This is a genomic window from Priestia sp. JSM ZJ58, from assembly GCF_044383985.1.
In the GTDB taxonomy this organism is placed as follows: Bacteria; Bacillota; Bacilli; order Bacillales; family Bacillaceae_H; genus Priestia; species Priestia zanthoxyli.
This window is the reverse complement of sequence record NZ_JBISEM010000001.1, coordinates 3,766,103-3,792,286: the sequence shown is the minus strand read 5'-3', so window position 1 is coordinate 3,792,286 and position 26,184 is coordinate 3,766,103. Positions and strand designations below refer to the sequence as shown.

General features: G+C 38.3%; 24 protein-coding genes and 3 riboswitches. Of the genes, 14 read left to right on the top strand and 10 right to left on the bottom strand.

The window, feature by feature from the left end:
* Nucleotides 1-191 precede the first annotated feature (191 nt).
* Together bluB and ACH6EI_RS19630 are read left to right on the top strand one after the other, a co-directional pair.
* Nucleotides 192-845 carry a 5,6-dimethylbenzimidazole synthase gene (bluB, locus tag ACH6EI_RS19635; RefSeq protein ID WP_013055676.1) on the top strand — a complete coding sequence of 218 codons (654 nt, stop codon included), beginning with the start codon at nt 192-194 and terminating at the stop codon, nt 843-845.
* Between the two features lie 168 nt (nt 846-1,013).
* On the top strand, nt 1,014-2,048 hold the full coding sequence (locus ACH6EI_RS19630) for an AI-2E family transporter (RefSeq protein WP_028412216.1): 1,035 nt from the start codon (nt 1,014-1,016) through the stop codon (nt 2,046-2,048).
* Between the two features lie 43 nt (nt 2,049-2,091).
* Here ACH6EI_RS19630 and ACH6EI_RS19625 read toward each other — a convergent pair whose 3' ends face one another.
* Complete coding sequence (locus tag ACH6EI_RS19625) at nt 2,092-2,967, bottom strand: LysR family transcriptional regulator (protein WP_028412217.1); 876 nt, start codon at nt 2,965-2,967, stop codon at nt 2,092-2,094.
* A 161-nt stretch (nt 2,968-3,128) separates the two neighbouring features.
* On the opposite strand from ACH6EI_RS19625, the gene ACH6EI_RS19620 reads away from it, so the two are divergent.
* Both ACH6EI_RS19620 and ACH6EI_RS19615 read left to right on the top strand, forming a co-directional pair.
* Nucleotides 3,129-4,109, top strand: coding sequence for a zinc-binding dehydrogenase (locus tag ACH6EI_RS19620; protein ID WP_108674420.1), 981 nt, complete (start codon nt 3,129-3,131; stop codon nt 4,107-4,109).
* Nucleotides 4,110-4,344: 235 nt separating this feature from the next.
* Nucleotides 4,345-4,911: a DedA family protein gene (locus ACH6EI_RS19615; RefSeq protein WP_223546326.1), complete on the top strand. Its 567-nt coding sequence runs from the start codon at nt 4,345-4,347 to the stop codon at nt 4,909-4,911.
* Nucleotides 4,912-5,028: 117 nt separating this feature from the next.
* On the opposite strand, the gene atzF is transcribed toward ACH6EI_RS19615, so the two are convergent.
* The 5 genes from atzF to ACH6EI_RS19590 all read right to left on the bottom strand — a co-directional run bounded on the left by atzF (nt 5,029) and on the right by ACH6EI_RS19590 (nt 13,457).
* Nucleotides 5,029-6,777: an allophanate hydrolase gene (gene atzF, locus ACH6EI_RS19610; RefSeq protein WP_108674422.1), complete on the bottom strand. Its 1,749-nt coding sequence runs from the start codon at nt 6,775-6,777 to the stop codon at nt 5,029-5,031.
* Nucleotides 6,778-6,791: 14 nt separating this feature from the next.
* Nucleotides 6,792-10,403 (bottom strand): urea carboxylase, encoded by a 3,612-nt coding sequence (uca, locus tag ACH6EI_RS19605; RefSeq protein WP_108674423.1) that lies wholly within the window; start codon nt 10,401-10,403, stop codon nt 6,792-6,794.
* Nucleotides 10,404-10,419: 16 nt separating this feature from the next.
* The gene (locus ACH6EI_RS19600) at nt 10,420-11,073 is read right to left on the bottom strand and encodes an urea amidolyase associated protein UAAP2 (RefSeq protein ID WP_049163078.1); all 654 of its coding nucleotides are present in this window, start codon (nt 11,071-11,073) and stop codon (nt 10,420-10,422) included.
* A gap of 20 nt (nt 11,074-11,093) precedes the next feature.
* Complete coding sequence (locus ACH6EI_RS19595) at nt 11,094-11,831, bottom strand: urea amidolyase associated protein UAAP1 (protein ID WP_108674424.1); 738 nt, start codon at nt 11,829-11,831, stop codon at nt 11,094-11,096.
* Between the two features lie 47 nt (nt 11,832-11,878).
* Nucleotides 11,879-11,983: riboswitch (guanidine-I (ykkC/yxkD leader) on the bottom strand.
* A gap of 124 nt (nt 11,984-12,107) precedes the next feature.
* Nucleotides 12,108-13,457: an APC family permease gene (locus ACH6EI_RS19590; RefSeq protein WP_108674425.1), complete on the bottom strand. Its 1,350-nt coding sequence runs from the start codon at nt 13,455-13,457 to the stop codon at nt 12,108-12,110.
* Between the two features lie 63 nt (nt 13,458-13,520).
* A riboswitch (guanidine-I (ykkC/yxkD leader) is annotated at nt 13,521-13,622 on the bottom strand.
* Nucleotides 13,623-13,833: 211 nt separating this feature from the next.
* A riboswitch (purine riboswitch) is annotated at nt 13,834-13,935 on the top strand.
* 507 nt (nt 13,936-14,442) lie between these two features.
* Between ACH6EI_RS19590 and ACH6EI_RS19585 the strand changes: the two genes are divergently transcribed.
* Nucleotides 14,443-15,768 (top strand): amidohydrolase family protein, encoded by a 1,326-nt coding sequence (locus ACH6EI_RS19585; RefSeq protein ID WP_224979867.1) that lies wholly within the window; start codon nt 14,443-14,445, stop codon nt 15,766-15,768.
* Nucleotides 15,769-15,797: 29 nt separating this feature from the next.
* On the opposite strand, the gene ACH6EI_RS19580 is transcribed toward ACH6EI_RS19585, so the two are convergent.
* From ACH6EI_RS19580 to ACH6EI_RS19570, 3 genes are all read right to left on the bottom strand, one after another.
* Nucleotides 15,798-17,540 carry a putative ABC transporter permease subunit gene (locus tag ACH6EI_RS19580; protein WP_108674427.1) on the bottom strand — a complete coding sequence of 581 codons (1,743 nt, stop codon included), beginning with the start codon at nt 17,538-17,540 and terminating at the stop codon, nt 15,798-15,800.
* Nucleotides 17,537-18,316 (bottom strand): ABC transporter ATP-binding protein, encoded by a 780-nt coding sequence (locus ACH6EI_RS19575; RefSeq protein WP_249887389.1) that lies wholly within the window; start codon nt 18,314-18,316, stop codon nt 17,537-17,539. The genes ACH6EI_RS19580 and ACH6EI_RS19575 overlap by 4 nt, the downstream gene beginning before the upstream one ends.
* Nucleotides 18,317-18,445: 129 nt before the next feature.
* Entirely contained in the window at nt 18,446-18,643 is a 198-nt protein-coding gene (locus ACH6EI_RS19570) for a cold-shock protein (protein ID WP_013055689.1), read from the bottom strand.
* 422 nt (nt 18,644-19,065) lie between these two features.
* Here ACH6EI_RS19570 and ACH6EI_RS19565 point away from each other — a divergent pair, with 422 nt between their 5' ends.
* From ACH6EI_RS19565 to ACH6EI_RS19525, 9 genes are all read left to right on the top strand, one after another.
* Entirely contained in the window at nt 19,066-19,698 is a 633-nt protein-coding gene (locus ACH6EI_RS19565) for an NAD(P)-dependent oxidoreductase (RefSeq protein WP_108674428.1), read from the top strand.
* Between the two features lie 174 nt (nt 19,699-19,872).
* Complete coding sequence (locus ACH6EI_RS19560) at nt 19,873-20,859, top strand: Gfo/Idh/MocA family protein (RefSeq protein WP_028412234.1); 987 nt, start codon at nt 19,873-19,875, stop codon at nt 20,857-20,859.
* 573 nt (nt 20,860-21,432) lie between these two features.
* Nucleotides 21,433-21,975 (top strand): peroxiredoxin, encoded by a 543-nt coding sequence (locus ACH6EI_RS19555; RefSeq protein WP_014461319.1) that lies wholly within the window; start codon nt 21,433-21,435, stop codon nt 21,973-21,975.
* A gap of 116 nt (nt 21,976-22,091) precedes the next feature.
* Nucleotides 22,092-22,535 carry a TlpA family protein disulfide reductase gene (locus ACH6EI_RS19550; protein WP_013055693.1) on the top strand — a complete coding sequence of 148 codons (444 nt, stop codon included), beginning with the start codon at nt 22,092-22,094 and terminating at the stop codon, nt 22,533-22,535.
* Between the two features lie 148 nt (nt 22,536-22,683).
* Nucleotides 22,684-22,818 (top strand): hypothetical protein, encoded by a 135-nt coding sequence (locus ACH6EI_RS19545; RefSeq protein WP_255293446.1) that lies wholly within the window; start codon nt 22,684-22,686, stop codon nt 22,816-22,818.
* 244 nt (nt 22,819-23,062) lie between these two features.
* On the top strand, nt 23,063-23,674 hold the full coding sequence (locus tag ACH6EI_RS19540) for a sigma-70 family RNA polymerase sigma factor (protein ID WP_048020133.1): 612 nt from the start codon (nt 23,063-23,065) through the stop codon (nt 23,672-23,674).
* Nucleotides 23,667-23,813, top strand: coding sequence for a YvrJ family protein (locus ACH6EI_RS19535; protein ID WP_013055696.1), 147 nt, complete (start codon nt 23,667-23,669; stop codon nt 23,811-23,813). The genes ACH6EI_RS19540 and ACH6EI_RS19535 overlap by 8 nt, the downstream gene beginning before the upstream one ends.
* A 4-nt stretch (nt 23,814-23,817) precedes the next feature.
* Nucleotides 23,818-24,045: a helix-turn-helix domain-containing protein gene (locus tag ACH6EI_RS19530; RefSeq protein WP_013055697.1), complete on the top strand. Its 228-nt coding sequence runs from the start codon at nt 23,818-23,820 to the stop codon at nt 24,043-24,045.
* Between the two features lie 377 nt (nt 24,046-24,422).
* A complete protein-coding gene (locus ACH6EI_RS19525; RefSeq protein WP_226313276.1) occupies nt 24,423-25,955 on the top strand; it encodes a diguanylate cyclase domain-containing protein in 1,533 nt (510 codons plus the stop codon).
* Between the two features lie 28 nt (nt 25,956-25,983).
* Here the strand turns inward: ACH6EI_RS19525 and ACH6EI_RS19520 are convergent, their stop codons facing one another.
* Nucleotides 25,984-26,157 carry a twin-arginine translocase TatA/TatE family subunit gene (locus tag ACH6EI_RS19520; protein WP_013055701.1) on the bottom strand — a complete coding sequence of 58 codons (174 nt, stop codon included), beginning with the start codon at nt 26,155-26,157 and terminating at the stop codon, nt 25,984-25,986.
* Between the last annotated feature and the right edge of the window lie 27 nt (nt 26,158-26,184).

Here is a 26,184-nt window from a genome sequence, read left to right as displayed (position 1 = left end):
ATTATCCAATTGTGTTAATGATGCTGCTTACCGCGTTAAATAAGTTCATTAAAACGTCGTTGAACATGTTTGCAACCTCCTTTATGATAGATTCATATAGTAATACGAGAAAACATAAAGTTTGGATCACATTTTTTTAATGTTTTTTTAGAAAAATAGTTAAAAAAAGAGTTTAATGGAGGTTGAAAAAGATGAATTCGTTTACAAACGACGAAAAGCAAGCGGTATACAAAGCGATTTACGGAAGAAGAGATGTACGCACATTTTTGTCTGATGAGATTCCGAATGAAACGGTTTATAACATTCTACAGGCTGCTCACAGCGGACCTTCCGTCGGGTTTATGCAGCCTTGGAATTTTATATTAGTATCTGATACAGAAGTGAAAAATAAACTTGCCTGGGCAGCAGATAAAGAGAGAAGAGCACTGGCTATTCATTATGAAGGTGAAAAGAAAGAAGATTTTTTAGAGCTAAAGATTCAAGGATTAAAAGAAGCGCCGTTAACTATTTGCGTAACGTGTGATCCAACAAGAGGGGGCTCTCATGTTCTCGGAAGAAACTCAATTCCAGAAACTGATATGATGTCAACTGCGTGTGCGATTCAAAATATGTGGCTTGCTTCATATGCAGAAGGACTGGCAATGGGATGGGTAAGTTTTTATAAAAAAAATGATGTACGTGACATTTTACATATTCCTCCTCATATTGATCCTGTAGCGCTCATGTCAATTGGCTATACAGATAAATACCCTGAGAAACCAATCTTAGAACAAGCTAACTGGGAAAAAAGAAGGGATTTAGACAAGCTAATTTATCATAATGTATGGGAAAATGAAAAAGAATAGCGGAGAGAAAATAAAGACATACTAAAAAGCACCGAAATATAGTAAAATTTGAATATTAAATGATACACTATATATAGCGAAAGCGGATATGAGCGTCTAGCGTATCCGTTTTATTTATATGTATACAAATGACTTGGGAAAAAGAGAGATAGGAGAATTGAAGGTTTCATGAATATTGCAAGAAGTTGGCTTCACAACAAACTTACTGTTCGCATCATTACGCTTATTATTATTACAGTTTTACTTGTCAGCATTAGAAGTATGCTTCAGCTGCTGTTATTTACGTTTATTTTTACCTTTTTAATTGGTCGTCTTCAACAAACGTTAAGAAGAAAGCTTCCGCTTAATTCAACGCTTATACTCATCGTCATCTATATCGCACTGATTGGTGCTCTCGGTATTGTAGGATATGTATATATCCCGGTTATTATGACGCAAGTTACTGAGCTTGTACAGAAGCTGATGTATTTTTACAAGCACCCCCCTGATAATACATTCGTCACCTATATTATCGATAATCTAAAGAGATTTAAATCACCAGAAAATATTCAGCAGAATATTGATTTAGTATACAGCTATTTATCTAATATTGGAAAAGTAAGTGCACAAGTTTTCTTAGCACTCTTGTTAAGCCTATTCTTTTTACTTGAAAAGTCGCGGATTCACCGATTATTTGTCCAACTGGAACAATCTAGGCTGGGCTGGTTTTTCAAAGAAGCTGGCTATTTGGGGAGAAAATTTGTTAATTCCTTCGGCAAGGTAATAGAAGTTCAGTTTATTATCGCTTTTGTGAACAGCATTTTATCCGTTATTGCCCTGTGGGTGTTAGGGTTTCCTAATTTGCTTGCGCTTGGCGTTATGGTCTTTCTACTAGGGCTAGTGCCGGTTCTTGGGGTATTTGTTTCACTCATTCCGCTTTGTACAATCGCTTACAGTTTAGGAGGCGGTGTAAAAGTACTATCTGTGTTAATTATGGTGGTAGTACTTCACGCACTTGAAAGCTATGTATTAAATCCAAAGCTTATGTCATCTAAAACAAACTTGCCAACATTCATTACGTTTATCATTTTAGTATTTGGTGAACATTTCTTGGGCGTATGGGGGCTGATTCTTGGTATTCCTATTTTTATTTTCTTTTTAGATCTCGTAGGAGTAGATTCAGCACAGCAGCTGTCAAAAAAAGAAGAGACTGGGACAAAATGATTTTAGACGAGGTGAAAAACGAACCATTAATCAAGATGTTTGATTAGTGGTTCGTTTCTTTTTTTAACGAGCGTATCGTTTTTTGAATGACTGGATGATCTCGATGCTTAAGTTTATAAGCAAGAAAGATCTGATTTTTTACCGCTAAATGTTCAAGTTCGATTTTCACCTTTTTTTCTTGGAGCGCTTCTTGAATCAAATAGCGGGGAAGCAGGCTGATTCCCATGTGATGCTGAATGGCTTTTAACACCGTTTGAAGATTTGGAATCACATGATGAGGCTGAATTTCAGGCCGTTTTTTAAAATGCTGTCGCCAAAAACGCCTGATAATAGGAAGTTCAAGGCCATAGCTAATCCACCGCTGATTGTATAAAAAATCCTCTATGTCTTCATTGGGTGTCATTTCAAAAGAAGGAGGGACGGTTAAGACAAACTCTTCTTCTTCAATGACCGTATATTCGACTCCTGGTATTTGCAATCTTTGGGTTGTAATCGCAATATCAATTTCGTCGCTTTGTATCTTTTCAAGTAAAACAGAAGCAATACCAAACTGGCTGTAGCAGCGGATACCTGCATCTTTTATTCTTTCTAAAGCTTGTTCGGTAAAATACTCTACGGGAGAACCAATTTTTACGACCGGCAGCGCGTCGGGAGATGAAGCGGTCATTTTTAATTCAATTGAAGCAGCTTCTAGACTTTCAATTAACGGGACAATACGCGTGTACAGTTCTTTACCTTTTTCTGTTGGAATCATCTTTCTTGGTGCACGGATAAATAAACCTTCGCCTATTTCAGCTTCTAAAGCAGCTAAGTGCTGACTCATGGCCGGCTGTGTTAAGATCCTCGCTCTGGCTGCTTCAGAAACGGATCGATATTTGTAAATGCTAATAAAGCTGCGATACCATTCAAAATCAATCATTTATGCTATCCTTTCTTATAAATTTATTTATGGATATCTATTTATTTTCTAATTTGTATTATAGACAAGCTCTCTTTAAAATAAAAATAGTAAGCAAATCATTTTTAGATAAAATAATAAAAGTAACGCTAAGCAAATGATTTAAAAAGGAGAGTTAGACTGTGAAAGCATTATTATTGCAAGATAAAAATAAATGGACAGAAATGAAAGTAGAAGAAATAGAAAAACCTCTTCCAAATAAAGGGGAAGTAGTAGTTGAAGTTCACGCAGTGGGACTTAATCCAGTGGATTATAAAACGGCTACTAATGGAAATCCTCATTGGACATATCCTCACATTCTAGGTTTGGATGTAGCTGGGACAATTGATGAAGTTGGAGAAGGAGTAGTTGACTGGAAAAAAGGAGACCGCGTTGTCTATCACGGGGACTTTATGAAAAAAGGCGGATATGCTGAATATGCGGTCACAACTGCTCATTCAATTTCGCGCATTCCTGATGCTGTTACATTTGAAGAAGCTGCTGCTTTGCCTACTGCAGGTTACACGGCGTATGAAGCACTATTTCGTAAACTTCCAATGAACCATATTCAAACCATCTTAATTCACGGAGGAGCTGGAGGCGTAGGGGGCTTTGGCGTGCAGCTTGCTAAAAACGCTGGAAAAACCGTTTTCTCAACAGCTTCAGCACATAATCATGAGTATGTGAAGTCGTTAGGAGCTGATTATGTAATTGATTATCGCGAGGAAAACGTCGTGGAAAAAGTATTGGAGCTGACAAATGGCCGCGGCGTAGATGCTGTGCTTGATACGGTGAGCGCAAAGAACGCAACGGATTCTTTAGATATGATTGCCTATAGAGGACATTTAGCACATATTGCTGGTGCACCTGATTATACAAAAGTAAAGCCTTTTACAAAGGTGATTTCTTATCATGAAGTAGCTTTAAATGCTGCACACCACATTGATGACATGATGGCGCAAGCGGATTTAGCAAAAATGGGAGATGAGCTTTTAGCATTAGTAGCAGAGAAGAAAGTAGCTCCTATGATTGAGCGCATCATCTTGTTAAAAGAGGTGCCAAGTGCATTAGAAGAGCTTTCAAAACGACATGTGAAAGGGAAAATCATTGCTAAAATTAAATAATAACAGGACAGAAAAGACTCTTTTATTACAACTAATAAAAGAGTTTTTTTCTGCTATTTTCTTTTTTTGCGTTACTTCATTTATGAACTGCATATGATAGAAGATAATCAAATATAGCAAACGGGTGCGTATGAGCTTTTTTTACTAGTAAAATTGCTTTGAAATCGTGAAATTTTGAATAGTTTGAGTTATGATGAAAGAACGTGAAACTTGTGTGATTGAAAGGAGAAAAAAGGTGCAAGGGTTTATTGATTTTGTACAAAATTTAGGCATAGTGGGCATCTTTATTGCTACAGCAATCGAAGCTGCGGCAATTCCTTTTCCGTGTACGTTATCGATTTTGCTCATTGGCTCGGTTCTGCAGCTCTCAATATGGAAAATCCTTATGGTTTCAGCTGTCAATACCGTTATTTATATCGCATTCAACTATATTCCGTTCGTGATGGGATACAGGTTTGAATCTATTACCAAGCGCTGGTTTGGTGAAAAAAATATAAAGCGTGCCCAAAAGTGGTTTCATAAGTATGGAAAATGGAGTATTACGATTTCTCGGCCCATCAGTATCGCAAACTATATAACCTATTTGGCAGGCCTTAGTAAAATTAAATCTAAGGACTTTGTTTTATACAGCACATTAGGTATTTTTCCATGGTTTGTTTTTTTGCTCTATGTAGGAGGACTTGGAGATATTGAAAAAATCCAAAAATATTTGCATGATGTAGACCGTTTAATATTTGTTATTCTTATAATCGGAGTGATAGTTGGTGCAGGCTGGTGGATGAAAAAGAGAAAAAGTACATAAAAAAGACCGGACCAAATAAGTGATTCCTTAAAATAAGAGCGCTTTTATAGTAAGGTTTTTATAACTCAAAAGAGCCGCCTCTAAGTCGAAACCCTGACTTAGAGGCGGCTCTTTTATTCAACTATAAACAGCCCGCCAGCTTCTATAAGACGTAATATCCTCCGCATCTTCTGTCGCATGAGCTTCACAAAGAAAACCCGCTACTTCACTGCCGTCTTCAAGAGTGATTTTGCCTAGTCCGAGAGGAGAAGGGATAGAATCGGTAAAAGAGCCGAACAGTGATAAAGGCATTTCCCAAATTTCAACTTCAATTTTTTCTCCTTGTTGATGTGTTCGCAACAGCCCCGGTTTTGCTGGAGAAGTAGGCAGTTTAAAAAGCTGGTAATAAGGAGCGGTTTGGTCTTTTCGTACGAATGAAGCTCCGTGTTCAAGCATTTGAAATTCAAGTGGAAACCCGCGCATATGCAAACCGCAAACAGCTACTAAGGTTGTATCTTTTCTTGAATCAACCGTTCGTTCACCATTTAAAAATAATTCGCTAAGCCCGCAAATGAATTGTTCGCCGTCAAATGTAGAGAAAAATGAAATGCCAAACGGTAAATCAAGATCTGCATCTTGAGATGGAAGAGAGACAGCGCATAAGTCGAGCAAGTTACAATGGTTTGTAAAACGCCCCATGTCACTGTTTGTTTCAATTGGATTTTCTCTTACTTGTTCCCGCGTCCACGTTCCGCCTGCTGTCGGCATAACAAGAACAGCATTTTTAAGCTGATGATATGCTTTATGTTTAAAGGATTGAAGCTTATGTGAAGCTTGAAATAAAGCAGCAGCATCATATTCTGATTTAGCTCCTGAACGAAGGACTTGCTCGGTTACAGGAAATGCTGTTTCTTCATGAGAAGTAATAAATTCTCCTAAGTCAGCCCAGCGCTCCGCTACGTATGGGCCGTCATACAATAAAGCAGCTGCTTCGCTTAAATACGAGCCGTCAATGTATTCAATGGGAATAGATAAACCTTCAATCTTTTTCACTGCTTGCTTCCAAGCTTCCTCGTACTGCTCAGCAAACGGTCCGTAAAATGAGAGCGGTTCTTTTACCATACAAATTTTTTCAGGGAGAGCCGAAGAAGCCCGAACAACAGAGCGTGACCATGGATCTTGATCGTCTACCCCTCTAATAATAGAATCTACAAGCAGTACGTCACTCCATTCATGAGCAAAAGCAGTGACGCAGTCTAAGCTTTTACACGCCGGAACTACACCTGCAGATGGCCACGCTCCGAGAGAAGGTTTATAGCCAATTAAACGGTTTAAACCGGCTGGGACGCGTCCTGAACCTGCTGTATCGGTGCCTAAAGAAAAAGCAGCATGCCCGCGAGCTACGGATACAGCTGACCCTGAGCTCGATCCGCCGCTAATGAGCTCGGACTTTAACGCATTGTGCGTTTCGCCGTACGGGCTTCGTGTACCGACCAGCCCTGTAGCAAATTGATCCAAGTTGGTCTTTCCAAGAGGAATAGCACCTGCATCAGTAAGACGTTGAACAACCGTAGCATGTGCAGAAGGGATATACGTATATTCTTTACATCCGGCTGTCGTTGGTACATGTGCTATATCAATATTATCTTTAACGGCGAATGGAATTCCCCATAAAGGTAACGCTTCAGGGCTTAGGGTAGCTAAGCGATCGAGATAAGGTTTTAACTCACCGAGTGTAGGAGGGGTAATCCAAATGTTCATATCTTTGTCAGCTTCTACACGCGTAAGAATTTGATGTACTACATCTTCCGGAGTTAATTCTTTTTTGATATACATATCACGTAACCATTGAACCGAAAATGTTTTAGGCAAACTAACTGTTTTCATTGTATCCACCGTCCTTAATGAGTAATTGGAGAAAAGGCTTTTATACCGGCAATCAGCTGTCCAGCCTGTACTTCATCGCCGGGTTTTACATGAATAGAACTGATATATCCATCCATAGGTGCTAGCTGTGGAAACTCCATTTTCATGCTTTCTTCGATAATTAACGTATCGCCTTTTTTAACTTTTTGTCCTTCTTCAACAAGAACTTTCCATACGCTTCCCGGCATTGTACAGCGGGCGGCCTCCGTACCTTCAGGCAGCTCTTGTTCCGTAATTTCAGCTGTTTCATGTTCAGAGACGTACTCAGCTAAGCCGAGTGCTTTCCAATCTTCTCGTTCTGTTTGAAAAGCAGCCTGCTGGGTTTGACGAAAAGCAGCCGTGCTTTCTTCAATAGATGAAAGAAAATCTAAATATTCTCCAAGTTTAAACGTTGTCTCCGTAATATCTGCTTCAAATCTCCCGCGAAGAAAATCTTCGCGCAGTTTTAAAAGCTCATCTGCTTCTACTGGGTAAAATTGAATTTGATCAAAGAAACGAAGAAGCCACGGTTTTCCTGCTTCAAAACTTTCCGTTTGACGAAGTCGGTTCCACATTTGAATCGTGCGTCCCACAAATTGATAGCCCCCAGGACCTTCCATTCCGTATACGCACATATACGCACCGCCAATACCAACTGCATTTTCAGGCGTCCATGTACGAGCGGGATTATATTTCGTTGTCACTAAACGGTGACGAGGGTCTAGAGGCGTAGCAACAGGCGCGCCTAAATATACATCTCCAAGCCCCATTACAAGATAATTAGCGTCAAATACAACTCGTTTCACATCTTCAATGTGATCCAGACCGTTTACTCGGCGAATAAACTCTAGATTGCTTGGACACCAGGGGGCATCTGGACGAACGTTTTGCTGATAGCGTTCAATAGCCAATTGAGTCGCAGGATCATCCCATGAAAGCGGAAGTTTTACAATGCGAGACGGAACTTCCATTTCTTCAAGAGGAGGAAGCGCGCGATCAATAGCTGAAATGTGCTGACACAGTTCAAGAATAGACATCTTTGTTGCATCAATATGAATTTGAAGAGAACGGATACCAGGCGTTAAATCTAGAACTGGTAAATCCTTATGCTTTTGAATAGCTTCCATTAAAGCATGCACTTGGAAGCGAAGCAGCAGATCAAGCTCCATTTCTCCGTACTCCACAAGTATATTTGCATCGCCTGAGCAGCGGACGGAAAATGGGAAGCGTCTATTTTCCGTTTCGTTAATCAGCAGCGGATAATCGCTTTTGAGCGGCTGTGCTACTGGATTTGTAAGCACAGGAAGTGATGCAGATGTTCCGATATGCTGTAAAAAGTCTTCCTGCGTACATTTCAGTTTTTCAGCTTGTTCAAGGTCAATTAATTTAAACGAAATTTTATCTCCGGGATGAAGCTGTCCTATTTTCCAAAACTCTGCTGAAGCAGTCGTAACAGGGCAAACAAAGCCGCCAAGGCTCGGGCCGTCTGGGCCAAGTAAAATAGGCATATCTCCGGTTAAGTCTAAGGTGCCGATGGCATAGGCGTTGTCATGAATATTTGATGGATGCAAACCGGCTTCTCCTCCATCTTCACGGGTCCAAAAAGGAGCGGGACCTATTAACCTAACGCCTGTTCTAGAGCTGTTAAAATGAACTTCCCATTTTGTATCTGTTAGCTGCTGCAAGTACTCTGGCTGCAAAAACTCTTCTGTACAATGAGGGCCGGGAATCACTCCGATTGTCCATTCTTTAGACATGGTCGGCTGGTAGGAAAGAGCAAGTTCATTTTCAACGTGAGCGTAGTCAGAAACACGCAGTACATCTCCCGTGCGAAGTGCTCTTCCGCCGTGTCCTCCGAAACTTCCTAGTGTAAAAGTAGAAGAACTGCCTAATATTTTAGGCATATCAAGTCCGCCGCCAATCAGTAAATACGTGCGCATTCCTTCGGTTGCTTCACCAAATGAAAGAATTTGCCCTGGCTTTGCTTGAATGGTTTTATACATGGGAATTTCAGCGCCGTCTAATGTAGCCTGCATGTTAGCACCGGTAATACAAAAAGATACATTGTCTCTAAATTTATAAGAGCCGCCTCGGAGAGTCATTTCAATTCCCGGGGCATCCGGTGAATTTCCGAGAAGTTTGTTTCCTATGCGAAAAGCAAAAGGATCCATTGGACCGCACGGAGGAACTCCTACATTCCAGTGCCCGGTGCGTCCCGGGTAATCTTGAACAGTGGACTGAACGCCGCCGTCTAATACTTCAATTGCTTGTTCGCTCGGAGTATATGAGTTAAGCATTTGAGTATACACATCGCCTGTTTTACACGCTTTTTCTTCTAACAGTCCCTGCAAGTATTGAAGATTAGTAGTAACGCCGTATAATCTTGTCTCTTTTAAAGCAGCGCTCAATTTTAGAAGAGCTTCTTCTCGTGTTTTTCCATGAACGATAATTTTAGCGAGCATAGGATCATAAAGTGATGTTACAGTAATGCCGTCTCGCACCCATGTTTCAACTCGAGCACTTTTAGAGAAAATGGCTTGGTCGATTTGCCCGCCGCTTGGACGAAAATCATTTAAGCAATCTTCCGCATAAATACGCGCTTGGATACTGTGACCTGAAGGAATAGGAAGCAAAGAAGGAAGGTTTACCAGCTCATCGCATGCTTCTTTAAGCATCCATTCTACTAAATCGATGTTTAACACTTCTTCTGTAACGCCGTGTTCTACTTGAAGACGAGTATTTACTTCTAAAAAATAAAACTTCTCCGCTTCGGCGTCATATAAAAATTCTACTGTTCCTGCACTTCGGTATCCCACTTCTTTAGCTAGTCGAGTAGCTGCTTGCAGCATATTTTTCCGTATATATGAAGGGAAGTTTGGAGCTGGACTTTCTTCAATTACTTTTTGATTTCTTCGCTGAATAGAGCAGTCGCGTTCTCCTAAAGCCACTACTTCTCCAAAAGAATTCCCGAAGATTTGAACTTCCACATGGCGAGCTTTTTGAATGTATTTCTCTAAAAAAACACCGCTGTTTTTAAAGTTTGTTTGTGCTAAATGGCAAACTGAGTCAAAAGCGGCTTGAAGCGCTTTTTCATCCTGGCAAACACGCATTCCAATCCCGCCGCCGCCAGCTGTACTTTTTAACATAACGGGATAGCCAATCTCTTCAGCAGCACGTACAGCTTCTGATACATCTGTAATAAGAGGTGTACCAGGAAGCAAAGGCACGTCCGCTTTTTGCGCAATTTCCCGAGCTGAATGTTTCAATCCGAATATTTCCATTTGCTGAGGTGTAGGACCAATAAATACAATTCCTTCAGCTCGACAGCGACGAGCAAATTCCGCGTTTTCGCTTAAAAAACCGTAGCCTGGATGAATAGCTTCCGCTCCTGTTTTCTTTGCGATATCCAGAATAAGGTCTTCGTTTAAATAACTTTCTTTGACCGGGCCGCTGCCAATTAAAATGGCTTCATCTGCTTCATCAACGTGCAGGCTGTCTTGATCAGCTTCTGTATAAACAGCCACAGATTTCACTCCAAAATGTCGTAATGTTCGCTCAATTCTAACAGCAATTGCTCCTCGGTTCGCAATTAATACTTTTGTAAACATAGATGAACACTCCTTTTTATAATGAATCCCAAATAACTAAGCGAATAGGGGTAGGGTTATAATCGTTGCACGGATTATTAAGCTGAGGGCAGTTGCTGATCAATACAAGTGTAGGATTGATCGCTTCCATTTCTACATAGTATCCAGGTGCAGACACTCCGTCATTAAACGTTAATCCGCCGCTTGGCGTCACGGGTACATTCATAAAAAAGTTTACGTTCGGTGCTAAATCTCTTTTAGTGTAGCGGCTATCATATTTTGATAGCTGCAGCATAAATGTATCTCGGCAGTTATGCATAGGAAGCGTGTCATGTGCATAACGTACGGTGTTGCTTTGTGCGGAACAAGCTCCGCCTAGGGTATCGTGGCGTCCGCACGTGTCAGCTACAATTTTGACTAGTTCTTTGCCAGATTGAGAAAGCAGCACCGTGCCGGTGGATAAATAAATATTTCCTTGATTAGCAATCGTCGATACTGCACTGTAATGATCTTCTGGATTTTCTGCATCAAAGAATAACGTATCCGCTGCTTGATTGCCTTCTACATCTATTATTCTAAGAGTTTGGCCTGCTTTAAGTTCGTGCATCCAGCCGTCCCCAGCCAGTACCGTTTCATCATAAATTGCGTTCTCTATTTTTCTGCTGCTTTCCACTCGATTAAATAAAGCCATTATAGAAGCCTCCTTCATTTTTAAATCGTTGATAATGTTTTATTTCCAAGCAATAGGTCATAAGACCATGTGTTTTCAAACGCTCGTTTATTTTCAGGTCTAAAATTTAAACAGTAGTCGTCTGAGCTTACAGGAGCTGCTTCATCTACGGTTATTTCAATCGGAACAGAAGGATACGTTTCGCTCGGGTCTAGGGGGTTAGGTGTATTAGACAGTAGAAAAAGCAAATCCATCTCTGTTCTAAGCGTAATAAAATCTCCTTTTTTACAATGAGAAGAAACAAAATTCATATTGCCTTCTTCGTCGCAGTATACTTTTGAAAATAAGTTAAGATTAGGGACTAAATCCCGTGTTGTTAAACCGTTGCGCAGAAGCTCCATTGAGAAGTTTTCTTCGCCATTCCTTCGCCATTCGTTTCGGGATTCTTGATAAGTAGATGCACCGTATTTTTGATGAGTTAAGCTGCGCGTAGTATAGCCTGAAATGGTATCATGCCAGCCGGTGGTGTCAGCAGTAATGCTTGCAAATGCTCTGCCGTTGTCACTCATCAGAACGTGTCCTTTTGTTAAATGAGCAGTATGCTGAGCTTTTAAGGTATCAGGCATGTTGTATCGTTCCGTTAAATCATAAGCGTTGTACAATAGTAGGGATGCGTTTGCACCGGATTCTTGTGCGGTAAACGCCACTGATTTTCCTCTCCCAATTCGTCCTGACCATTTTCCGCCCGCTGGGATGGTTTGCTTCCAGATATAACTCATAAAATAACCTCCTTAGAATAAAAAAAGGATAAAAGCTTGGGAGAGTAGTCTCCCAGGCTTTTATCCTTCCGTGTTATACAGCATAGCGCCATATCGCTCTCTCTCGGACCAGTCTTTAACGTATGTTAAACGGAACCCTAGACAGCTTTTTTGTTCTTAACATCTGTAAGAACCTTTATCCATTTGTGGCTTTCGATTAATCGTAGTATAGTATGTTTGAAAATAAGTTGACAAGCAGTTTGTTAGAATACCTGACACAAAAACTGATTTTTCAGTTTATTTTTCAGGGACCGTCACTTTTGAATGATCTCTCTTTACAAAAGGAGCCGGTAGTCGAGATTTTACAAAAAAATAGAGAAACCCAACCGTAAGCCAGGCGACACCAATCAAAAGAGTGTCTTTGTTTAACAGTGTGAGCAGCCATCCGATAAATGCCGCTCCTATCAAAGGGAAGATTAAATAAAGTATTGTTTCAGTAAACGATCGTTTCTTTAACTTAATATAAAAATGGGCAATGACTGATAGATTAACAAATGTAAAAGCGGTTAAGGCACCGAAACTGACAAAAGTAACGGCTGTGTTTAAATCAATAAACATTCCCAAAAACGAAAAAGCGGTAACAAGCAAGATATTCACCACGGGCGTTTTAAACGTTGGATGAATATATGAAAATACCTTCTGAGGCAGCACGGATTCACGGCCTAAAGCATATAAAAAGCGAGTCACGCTTGTGACTGAAGAAACTCCTTGAGTAAAGGTTGCGATAATTAAGACCGTAATAAATAGACTGCTTAAAAGATTTCCGCCCACTAATTTTACAAGGGTGTAGGCAGCATTATCAGGATTAGTAAATATGAATTTCGGATAGGCAATCTGTGTAAAATACGAAATAGCGATGTACATAACAGCTGCAATACAAACAATAAGAAAAATAGCTTTTGGAATTGTCCTTTCCGGTTGAATCGTTTCTTCCGCCATTGTTGTAACTGCATCAAATCCTAAAAAGCAAAAGCAAATGAGCGCAGCTCCAGAAAAGATAGTCGTAAACGGTACATCTGAAGCCCAAAAAGGATGAAGTGAAAAAAGAGTAGAAGAACTAGCTTGACCTGTTGCAATATCTTTGATGATAAATAAACAAAACAAACTTATAAATAGAATCTGAACTACAACAGAGATGCCGCTTATACGAGCTACAGATTTAATACCAACAATATTGACTAAAGCTAAGATAATGTTCATGACAATGACCCATACGTATACAGGAATAGAAGGAAATTCCGTATGCATAAAAATACCAAATGTTAAAATAGCGATAATAGGGGAGAAAATATAGTCTAAAAGAAGTGCCCAGCCTACTAAAAAGCCAAGGCGAGGATGTATAGCTTTTTTCGTATACGTATAAGCAGATCCCGCTATTGGATATGCTTTTACCATTCGGCTATAGCTATATGCGGTAAAAAAGATAGCTAAAAAAGCAATTAAATAAGCAAGGACCATTTGCCCTCCAGCCGCATCGTAGGCTACTCCGTAAACTGTAAAGAAAATCATCGGAGTCATCCAGGCAAGACCCAAAAATACAATTTGATATACCTTTAGCGATTTACTTAACGCTGGTTGGTTGTTCATATAAATCCCTTCTTTCCTCTATTTTATACTAGTAAAAAAGAAAAGCCTGGGAGAATGATGTCATTCTCCCAGGCTTTTATCCTTCCGTGTATACGGACCGTTCCGTACGCTCTCTCTCGGACCAGCCTTTAACATGTGTTAAACGGAACCCTAGATCGCTTTTTGTCTTCAACAGAGCGAAGACCTTTATAGATAATGTAAGTAGTTCGAAGTATAAGCAGGATTATAGGAAGATGCAACTACTGTGTTAGATAGTTTAACAAACTTTTTAAAAAAGTAAACTTTTGTAAAAGACGAACTATATATAATTTAATTAAAAATATTATTCGTTTATAGTTGACTTATAGAGAGACCTATAGTATATTTGTAGACAAGAAAAAGCTAAATACGGTTCACTCATATATGTTTGAGAATATGGCTCAGACGTTTCTACCTTATCACCGTAAATGATAGGACTATGAGTAAAAAGTGAATCTAGGTTCCCATTTTTACGTTAGTAGAAAGTTTGGTCCAAGCGATTCACATATTCACTTTTGAAAGGAAGTGGATATGACACCGAAGGGATAAAAGCCCAGGCGGGTAGGTTTTTGCTCATTGTATTTGAGAGACCTGCCTTTGTTTGGGCTTTTTCTTATGTGTCTATTACAGTATAAGCGAGTAATGAAAATTTCTTGTTTGTATCTGCATTGCTTTCTGGGGAGAATAGCGATGTAAAGCATGAAATCACTCACTGAAGCTTTATCTGTAAGCCCTCATTTAACCATGGGAAGTACATTCTATCTATTTTCTAGCATTTTTTCTTTGATGAGCAGCGTGGGGACGCTGCTCCTTTTTTTGTTCTCGCTTTTTTCTCTGTAAATAAAGGCCTTTAAAGAGAAGGTGATTTGCGAAATTTGGCGAATTAATGCTTTAAACAATAAATAATAGAGAAGATAAAGCGGTCTATGAAAAATGAAGAAGTTGAAAAATTGAGGAGGGAATTATATTGCTTCACTTAATTAATGTTCGCTTGCCAATTATGCACGATCACGCTCTTTTTGAAGTGAAAATTTCAAATGGAATGTATACTTCTATCGTTTTACAAAACGGTTATCTTGAAGGTGACGAGTTTTTTCCGCTACACGCAGCCGTGTTAGGAAAAGAAACGTCACTTGATGCACAGGGTCGTGTGCTATTACCAGGATTTGTAGATATGCATATGCATTTAGACAAAGCTCATTCGCTTCCTCAAGTGCCCAATTTATCTGGAACTCTTCAAGAAGCCATTAAAAATTACAGCAGCAGCCTGCCGACATTTCCAGAAGAAGAAATTAAGCAGCGAATGTTTAAAACTGCTTTGCAGGCATTAGCTAACGGTACGACTACGATTCGAACGCATATTGATTTTGACTGCAGCATGGAAGAAGATAGTTTATTTCGAAGTTTACAAGCGGCTGTCGAAGTGAGAGATGAATTAAGCCCATATATGGACGTGCAGGTTGTTCCGCTATTCTCTAACCTAGACATTGATGATATGCATAAGATGAATAAAATTGAACGAGCATTGAATCTTGAAATTGATGCGATTGGAGGCTGTCCTCATTTAGCTAGAAATCCAGAAAAAGAGATTGATGCTCTATTTTCGCTGGCTCAAGCCTACAATAAACCTCTTGATTTACATGTGGATGAAAGCGATGATCCGTCTGTTGATACAATAATTAATATTGCTCATAGAACGATTGAACTGAATATGGAAGGAAAAGTGGTAGTGGGGCATCTTTGCTCGCTTGCAGGAATGACTGATGCAAAAGTGAAAGAAATCTTAAATCTTTTGAAAGAGGCAAAAATTGGAGTTGTCACATTACCTGCTTCTAATTTATATTTACAGGGAAGAGAAGATAAAGGAATTATAAGACGAGGCGTAACGCGTATTCGAGACATACAAAAAGCAGCGATTCCAATTGCTACTGCATCTGATAACGTGAACGACCCCTTTCATCCGTTTGGAAAAGCAGACTTGCTGCAAGTAGGGTTACTAACTGCCTATGCTGCACATATGGGAAGTCCAGATGATCAGCGGCAGTTGCTCCGAATGATTACAAGTATACCAGCCCGGCTGATTGGAAAAGAAAAGTATGGAGTGGAAGAAGGAAACGAAGCAAACTTTGTTCTGTTAAATGTCCAGTCTGTACAGGAAATATGGACTGAACTTCCTGAAACTCGCTTTGTTTTCAACAAGCATCGCTGGCTTAGCGTAAAAGAGACGCATCAGCGGCTCGCGGATACAAACTTGACCAACCTTTGGCAGGAAAATCAAATTTTAATTGGTTAAAAATAGCTGCCTTTTAAAGGCAGCTATTTTTATAAACTCTTTTTGTAGCTTTGGCGCCCTAAAGTAGAGCCGGAGTGTACTTTTGCCACTCGAATGCCTTTTTTTAAGCGTGTTGTGCTAAGTTTTAACATTAGAAAAGCAATTCCTCCTGAAAAGATAATGATTAGAACAATGCCTATTAGATAAGCTATAGCAGGATATGCCATTTTAAATGAAAGCAAACTAGAAGCTAGACCAGCTATGAAACCAATAAATCCGCTTCCTGCAAGTTCGTCTGCAAATACTTTAAATGAAGGAGGGAGGTTTAGTAAAGCAAATGGAATAAGCGCTATAAACAAATACACATAGGCTAAAATTGCTAAGAGAATTGAAACTCCAAAAGTAAGACGGTTCTGAGGATTGTTAGGATTGTGTTTAGCTCCAATAGTACCTAACCAAATCCCGATACTGCTAATTCCAACGGTTAAAATTCCTTTTAGCAAAATACCACCAATTATTTGTAAAGCAGACCAATGAATGAACAAGCCTAGAACAATTTCAATGGTTGATAGCAGGATGAAAGGAAGCAGCCAGCTAATCCACAGCTTACCTAGTGCGAGTTGCCAACTTGAAATCGGCAGACTTTTTATAAGTGAAGCTGTTTCTGCTTCACGCGCGATGGAAGAGGCAGACATTGATCCGTTAAAGAGAGCGTAAAAGAAGAGGAAAAAAACTTGTACGCCGAGCCATACGTTATCTTTATAAGAAATTAAATTCTCTAAGGTAGCTCCACTTTTTAAAAAACCAACGGTAGGAAAGATAAGAAAGAATACAAAAGGCATAAAAACGAGCCATTCTCGCAAATCTCTTTTTATGTTTTTCCAGTCTGTCAAACCAATAACCATAATCCGATGATGAACTTTATACTTTTTGCTTGATGAAATTTTAGCTCTCTTTTTTCCTTTTCCTTCACTTAAACGAACCCATCCAGTTCTAAAACCTTTCTCCACTAAAGAAGAAGATAAGAGAATACTTAAAAAAGCTAACACCATAATACTTAACGCCGGTACAAAAGCATGAACAGATCCTTTAGCACTTGAAGTTATCGCTATGCTTGCCCAGTGAAAAGGCGTCCATGTAGGAAATAAGGGAAGGCCTGCTATTGCTTTTTCAAAAGGTGCTCCATTAGAACTGAAATTAGGAAGTTGAAATAATACATACACAATGACACCTGATAAAGCACTCATGGCTGTCATAAGTTCGTTTGCTCTCTGTGCAGGAATGAGTTGAACCAATATAAGGTTAAGTAAATAACAAAGAGAAAGTCCAATTACCACTGTACTTAATAAAACTGCAAATGAAATAATGTAAAATAAAAAGTTAGTATGAACTCGAATACCGTATACGATAAACGGTATATAAAATAGAAAAAACATTATCAACGGTGTAGAAAGAAAACTCTTAATATATTTTACCCAAAAAAGCTGTTTTGTCGGAATGGGCAGTGTAAATAAAAAAGATAGGTCCAAAGAAGAATACAAGTTTTTAAATACCTGTGGGATCCCCATTAAGACCAGCATCCCTATTAATAATAAACAGCTATAAGAAAATAAGCTGCTCATCAACTCAAAAGAGAGAGAGGGTGCGATTCTCCATACGCCTTTTGATAAAAAATACACAATGAGAGCAATAAATAAAGTAGAAAATCCAACCGTGGCGTATGCCTGTTTTTTAGAAGATCTAAAATGATTAAGAAGTAGTTTTCCTTCTGTTTGAAGCAAGAGTTTCATCATTGAATTTCACCGGCTTTTGCAAGTTCTTCTATGATGTTTTGCTGCTCTTCATTCCCTGTTAAATTGAGGAAGATGTCTTCGAGGGTGGACTGATCATTGTTCGCTTGCTCTCTAAGCTCTTTCATGGAACCTAAAGCAATAACTTCTCCATTTAAAATAATGCCAATTCGATCACAAAGCTGTTCAGCAATTTCTAAAATATGAGTAGTGATAAAGACTGTTACGCCGCTATCGCAAAGGCTACGCAATAGATTCTTCAGCGTTCTTGCGCTTTTGGGGTCAAGTCCTACAGTTGGCTCGTCCAAAAAAATAATTTCAGGGTTATGTAAAAGCGCCCCACATAAGGCTATTTTTTGTTTCATACCGTGTGAATATCCCTCAATAAGTTCATTTGCTCGTTCTTCTAGCTGAAAAAGGCTTAGCCATTTATTGGAGCGTGTCTCGAATTCATCAGCAGATAATTTAAAAATAGAGGCAATAAACTGTAAGTATTCCATACCAGTGAGTTTTAAGTAAAGTGTAGGTTGATCAGGAACGTATGCAATTTTTCGTTTTGCTTCAATGGGCGCATCCCATACATTAATCCCACATACATCAATAGAGCCTGAAGAAGGTTCTAAGAGGCCTGTCATCATTTTAATAGTAGTTGTTTTTCCTGCACCGTTAGGACCTAAAAATCCGAATAGTTCGCCACTTTCTACAGTTAAGTTAAGATCTTTGACGGCTTTGTGCGACCCATAGCTTTTAGATACATTTGATAGTGAAATAGAGTGCATCTTCATCCTCCTCGTTTGTTTTTCTACTATCATATACGAATGAAAAAGGATAAAGTTTCATAAAATGTAATAAAAAACAAAAAAGAGCATAAAAAGAAGCTGTCACATTAGTGACAGCTTCTTAATCAATTACTTTTGAACGTTAGCAGCTTGTGGTCCACGAGCTCCATCTTCGATTTCAAATGTAACTTCTTGACCTTCTTCAAGTGATTTGAAACCTTCGCCTTGGATAGCTGAGAAGTGTACGAATACGTCGTCTTGTCCTTCTACTTCGATGAATCCAAAACCTTTTTCTGCATTAAACCATTTTACTTTACCTTGTACCATTGTAGTACCTCCTGTGTGGAAAATCCACGAATATATTACTATCTCTGCTCAATTTCAATAAGAATCACTTTAAAGAAAGTCTTTCTATTTGTTAACACCGAACAAGAAATAATATACCTAGTATAACACTTTTTTATAAAAAAGAAACCTTTTTTCATAAAAAAGTACTCTGAGATAAAAATAAGTTGAAAATATGGATATATTTTGAAATAGTAAATAAGCTATTGTTTTGTGGATTTTTTAGCGATCCCTAAAATCTTTTATCTCGTAAAAAAATGAATAGTGAGGTTGACAAATTGAATGACGTGTAACTATAATGGTTACAACGAGCTGAAAAGAAAAAGCAGTGTTATAAAAGCTCAAATTTTTTGTGTAATGTGTAACTATTGTGGTTACAACGAAAATAAAAGGAGAGAATAAAAATGAAAATTGGCGTTATTGGAGCAACAGGAAAAGCAGGTCAATTAATTATGGAAGAAGCAAAACAGAGAGGACATGAAGTAACAGCCATTGTTCGAAATGCTTCTAAACTAAAAAATCAAACAAACGTAATTGAAAAAGATATTTTTTCCATTACTTCAAAAGACATTGAACAGTTCGATGCTGTGGTAGACGCATTTAATGCACCTCCCGGAAGTGAACAGATGCACGTTGAGTCTATACAATCACTTATTAAAGCATTTCAAGGTGTTCAAACGCGACTCGCAGTAGTGGGCGGAGCAGGAAGTTTATTTGTAGATGAAGAAAAAACAATGCCTTTAATGAGCACAGAAGGTTTTCCAGCAGCTTATTATCCAACGGCTTCAAATATGGGCAAAGGTTTAAAAGAACTAGAAAAATCAACTATAGATTGGACTTATTTAAGCCCAGCCGCTTTTTTTGACCCAGAAGGTGTTCGCACTGGAGCCTATCAATTAGGAAAAGATCACGTGATCACAAATAGTCAAAATGAAAGCTATATTAGCTATGCTGATTATGCGATTGCTTTAATAGATGAGTTAGAGAATAAAAACTATGTAAACGAACGTTTTGCTGTAGTGGGTGAGAAAGCATAAGCTTACGTTTGAGTCATATAAAAAAACAGCTTACATTTGTTGTGAGCTGTTTTTTTTATATAGAACAAAATAGATATAAAGCAATGGAAAATGGTATAGATTTTGTATTATTTCTTCGTTTTTCTTTTTAAAAACGATACAATACAACATAGATGATAAAAAGGAGATGAAAAGATGATTCGTTTTGGTGTAATAGGAACAAACTGGATAACAGATCGACTATTAGAATCAGCTCAGTATGTAGACGACTTTCAGCTTGCAGCTGTTTATTCTCGAACCATTGAAAAAGCAGAAGAATTTGCAGGTAAATATGATATTCCTCATATATTTACTGATTTAGAGGAAATGGCAGCAAGTGCTGAAATTGATGCAGTGTATATTGCTACTCCAAATGCTTATCATGCAGAACAGGCTATCTTATTTTTGAAAAATAACAAGCATGTACTGTGTGAAAAACCGCTCGCAGCCAATGCAGCAGAAGTAACTCGCATGATTCAAGCAGCCAAGAATCACAAGGTGTTACTAATGGAAGCGATGAAATCAACCCTTCTTCCTAACTTCAACGTGATTCAAGAGAACTTACATAAAATTGGTCCAATTCGGAAATACGTGGCATCTTACTGTCAGTATTCTTCTCGTTACGATAAATACAAAGAAGGTATCGTGCTTAATGCCTTTAAGCCAGAGCTTGCCAACGGTTCACTGATGGATTTAGGTGTATATTGTCTGTATCCTCTGATTACGTTGTTTGGAGGGCCTCATAAAATAAAGGCAACGGCGTTTATGCTAGAATCTGGAGTAGATGGAGAAGGATCAGTTGCTTTAGAGTACGAAGATCGCGACGCGGTCATCATGTATTCTAAGATTACAAATTCGCATTTACCAAGTGAAATTCAAGGAGAAAAAGGCAGTATGATTATTGACAAAATACATACCGCTGAAAAGGTAGAAATTCGATACAATGACGGACGGGTAGAAGAGTTAACAGTCGATCAGCCTTACCCTGCTATGTACTATGAAATAAATGAATTCGTAGAGCTGTTAAAGCAAGGAAAGATGGAATCGGACACAAATTCTTATGAAAATTCGTATCTAACAATGCATGTGATGGATAAAGTGCGAGAGCAAATCGGTCTTGTATATCCAAATGATAAGAAATAAATAAAAGAGGCTGGACAAAAGTAGTTTAGTTGAAGGAAGATCCGAACGAGTTTGATTCTTGATGGAGAATCAAACTCGTTCGGATTTTTTTATGGGTAGGATAAAAGCAGGTTTTAAGTAACAAGTAGTGACCCTTATTAGAAGATTTATACCATATGTTCGTCTCTAAATTGGATTTAGATCGTTATGTCTCATTCTCTTTTATTGTAGTTATAAAGAACATAATTGAGATTCGAAATCTTGTTGCAGCACACTGTAAAAGCAAATATGTTGAAACAAGGGAAGTTTTTTAGTATCTTCTATGTTCATTCACCCCTGCATACATAGGATTGATCAAGGGAAAGAATAAAAAGAGTGAGAAATATTCGATAATCAATCCTAGATTAAAATGATTATAAAAAAGTATTGACTATAATAATAGCTCGTGTATAATAAAGAATGTAATCAATAGTTATTACTAGTTTATAATGATACTAATAATCGTTATCAAATAGTAAATAGTGCTGATTGCATTAAAAATAATACATACAAGCATAGGCTTGTTAAATACATTGTACAAGGAGAGGTTTTGACATGGCAGAACGTATGGTAGGAAAACAAGCACCACGCTTCGAAATGGAAGCTGTACTTGCAAATAAGGAATTTGGAAAAGTAAGTTTAGAAGAAAATATGAAAAACGGTAAATGGACAGTATTGTTCTTCTATCCAATGGACTTTACATTCGTATGTCCAACAGAAATTACAGCTCTATCAGATCACTACGAAGAGTTTGAGGATCTAGATGCTGAAGTGGTAGGTGTTTCTACAGATACAATTCATACTCACTTAGCTTGGATTAACACAGATCGTAAAGATAATGGGCTTGGAGATTTAAATTATCCATTAGCTGCAGATCCAACTCATGCAGTAGCACGTGATTACGGCGTATTAATTGAAGAAGAAGGCGTAGCGCTTCGCGGATTATTCATTATTAATCCAGAAGGTGAATTACAATATGCAGTTGTAAACCATAACAACATCGGCCGCAGCGTAGAAGAAACATTACGTGTACTTCAAGCACTTCAAACTGGCGGACTTTGCCCAGCTAACTGGAAACCAGGTCAAAAAACACTTTAATAAATAACGGTGGCGTAGAGGAGAACTTCCTCTACTGCTGCCATTAAGATAGAAAAGATAGTTTTCTAATTATAAAAGACGGAATATTCAGTTTCATTTATGAGGAGGATTTTAACATGAAATTACGTGAACAAATGCCTGAATTAACTGGAGCAACATCTTGGATTAACGACGAAGTAACAAAGGAAGATTTAGTAGGTGATAAAGCAACGCTTATCCACTTTTGGTCAGTAAGCTGCCATTTATGTAAAGAAGCAATGCCTGAAGTTAATGATCTTCGTGATGAGTATGATGATCAATTGAATGTTGTAGCGGTTCATATGCCTCGTTCGGAAGATGACTTAGATATGGGTGTTATTGAGGCAATGGCAATGGGACACGATATTACTCAGCCAATTTATGTAGACAGTGAGCATAAGTTAACAGACGCTTTTGAAAATAAATATGTACCAGCATATTATGTATTTGATAAAGAAGGTCAGCTTCGTCATTTCCAAGCGGGTGGAAATGGAATGCCAATGCTTCGCAAACGTATCAATCGCGTTTTAGGAGAAGAATAATCTATACATGAAGAAGAAATAAAAAGGGCCGGGATAAAAATATTTTAGCCGAAGTGAAAAACGAAACACTGATCAACATGTTTGATTAGTGTTTCGTTTTTTTTGATATGCAGAACGTAGATTTCATCTGTTTCGTTCCTTCTAGCAGTTGATTAGAGGGCAAGGCGAAGACTCCTGCGGGAAAAGCGGAACAGGTGAGACCCCGCAGGAGCGCCAGCGACGAGGAGGCTCAGCGGCCGCCCGCGGAAAGCGAAGTCTTGCACGGAAATCAACTGCGGTGTAATAAGCAGTCCAGCTCATGTATCCTATTTGTTCGTCTTTAGATTGGATCCATTTCGTTATGTCTCAATCTCTTTTTTTTATTTTTACTGAGTCGTTTTGATTATTAATGAGCATTTCATCATATTGACATAAAAAACCTAATATAGTTAAATTTATATAAGAACAAACGTTCGTTTTTGGTGTTGTTATTTTACTCTTTTCTCCCTTTTTAATAAGTATAAGAAAAAAAGGAGGAGATTTGCACAATGACTCAGCTCTATTCGCAGCAAGAAAAGCGGCACGACAAAGAATGTACCTTTCATACATTTCTTACAAACCACAGCGCAACTCTTCAGACTCATATAATGAATACATTTTTGACACCAGAACGCTATGAGCGATTACAAAAAGCGGTTGTTAAAAATGATACAAAAGAACAAAGACTTCTAAACAAAGAATTTCATCAGTTTTATAGTGAAGTTAGATTGCTTCATTATATTAACAAGCTTTGCAGACATTATTCCAGAGATGTTATGCGTGTAAAAGAAAAAGAGCGTTCATATATTCCTCTTCGCCTGCAGCAGCCGGCTGCGCTAGATGGAAATCGAACAGTTGAAGATATGCTAGGAGTACAGGACGGAGCTGTATGGGAGCATGAATTTTTAGGAAATCAACTTGAAAATCGTATTCTTCATCATGCATTTCGCCAATTAACGGCCAAGCAGCAGTGTATGCTGCACTTGATTATTGTCGAACGCTGGACTCATAAAGAAATAGCTGCTTATTTTTCTATTTCTCAGCAAGCGGTTTCTAACCATTACCAACGTGCGCTAAGCAAGTTGAAAAAAATTATGAAGGTGAGTGATAGATATGTTTGATCCTCAATGGCTTCAACTTGTTGGAAACGTAGGATTTCCCGCTGTCCTTTCTTTTTATTTATTACTGCGTGTAGAAAACAATATAAAGCGACTCGAAGAAAAAGTGGAAGAATTAACAACTGACTTAAGAAAGAAGTGAAGAAATGGAAACTCTATATGAGCTTGTAAATAAAGTGAAAGCCGGAGATGAAGAAGCGTCAAGGCGTTTATTAAAAAAGCTGGAACCAAAACTAAATAAAGCTGTCCAAAGCTTTTCACTGCATGAGAGAGAAGACGTAAAGCAAGATTTAAAGATTAAAATTCTTTCCGCTGTTAAGACGTTTGATTTTTCCAAAACGCCAGGGCTTTGGGAATTTTTACGCCATAAATAAAAAAGAGCGCTCGTTGTATCGACGCTCTTTTTTTTATTTTTGCTGCATTTCGACTACGTACCTTTCAGTGAAAAATACAAAAAATAGAAAATGGATAAATATTTTAAAAAAGGTAAAAGGTGATGTGTACACATAGAGTTTAGTAGTATACTAACAAGTAGAATTTCTTGTAGAAAAGGAAGATAAACACTCTTTATATAGTGAGGATGGTCGGCAACAAATAGAGTATAGAACAGTTTTATTTAATGAAGAAAAAAAATGATAGTACTGTTCGATAAATCAAACAGTACTAGTTATAAAAAAGCAGCTGTAAACAATATGTAAGCTAAGAAGCCTATTGTTTTTGTTTTAGCTTTTGGAAAGAGGTGAAGAATAGAGTGAGTCAACTTCTCTTTAATATCACGTTAATTATTTCTTTCTTGTTTGCTGCGAGTATAGTTCGAGAGCAAATCATTTATAGAGTAGAAGGAATAAAACGGTATAAAATGTATCGCTTAATTTATTACGGATGTTCTTATGGACTATTAGGCAGCATTTTAATGATATATACAATTAAAATAGATTCTACTATTATTCTTGACCTTCGCTTTTTAGCGGTGACAATTGTTTGTCTTTATGCAGGAATGATACCGGCTATCATTGCAGCTTGTATTATAGGAGTAATGCGTTTGCTTTTATTTGGAATTACGGAAAGCGGAATAATAGGCGCTGCTACAATTATCGTAATGGCTTTACTGTCTGGGTGGACGGTTCGCTTACCTTATCGTCCATTTATTCGTTTTCAATTAATGAATTCTATTAGCTTGCTTTGCGTATTTTTCTCATTGTCCTTTCTTTTTAAAGATATGAAGCACGCCGCTGCGACTATCGTCTATTTACTCCCTGCTTCCTTTATAGGGGGGTGTTTAGTGTATCTAGCAGGTAGATATATATATGTATCTCGCGTAACGACAAGTCAGCATAAAAAACTGTCTAAAATGTTTTCGGTTATGGTTCAAAATGCAAAGACAGGTACCATGATTGAAACGCCGGAGCGCGAAGTAGCCGTTATTAATCAAACTTTTTGTGACATGTTTGATATACCCGGGCCTCCTAATCAATATGTTGGACTGGAAAGTAATCAGCTGTTTTTATCTCACGCTCCTATGTTGAAAGATCCTGCTAGGTTTTTAAAAACGGTAGAAAGCACCGTTTATTCAAAAGAGTCAATAGTAGATGAAGAAATTACGTTTATTAACGGTAAAATTTATGCGCGTGACTACATTCCAATCTATGAAGGTCACGTGTATATTGGCCACTATTGGGAATATCGAGATATTACGGAGAAAAAGAAGGCTGAGTGTGATCTTCTCAAAGCTAATAAAAAGCTTGAAATGCTGTCCATGAAAGATGGCTTAACGGGTCTGAACAACCGCCGATCTCTTGATAAACAGCTGGAAATCGAGTGGGAATACGCACGGAAAGAAAAAGAGCCGCTTTCTTTTCTTTTATTTGATATTGATTATTTTAAAGCGTATAACGATACCTATGGCCATATTCAAGGAGACGAATGCTTAAAAGAAGTAGCGAATATCGCTAAAAGCGTTGTCTTTGACGAATCGGTTTTTGTCGCAAGATACGGAGGAGAAGAGTTTGGTATATTGCTTCCTCGAGCTAATCAATATGAAGCGATAAAAATGGCAGAAGCTATTAGACAGCAAGTGGAGGGCCGTGGAATTGTCCATCAAGCTTCTGAAGTGTTTAAGTGCGTCACTATCAGCGTTGGAATAATGACAGTCGTTCCATCCGAAAACATACAGCCCATTTCAATTGTTCATCAAGCAGATCTGGCTTTATATGAAGCAAAGCGTACGGGTCGAAATCGAATTTCAGTATATTCTCACCACAAAGAAGCTGACTCAAACGTTTGAGTCAGCTTTTAAAAGAGATATAAGCCTCTTATTTAGGAGGGGCTTTTTCTTTTTCGTCTTCTTCCATAATTCCTTTTGTAGCGTTTTTAAACTCTTTTAACGTTTTTCCAGCAGCTTTTCCTAATTCCGGCAGTTTCTTTGGACCAAAAAGCAATAGAGCGACAAATACAATTAAGGCAATTTCTCCAAACCCAAGGTTCATTGTCATCGTCTCCTATTTTTTGAAAGT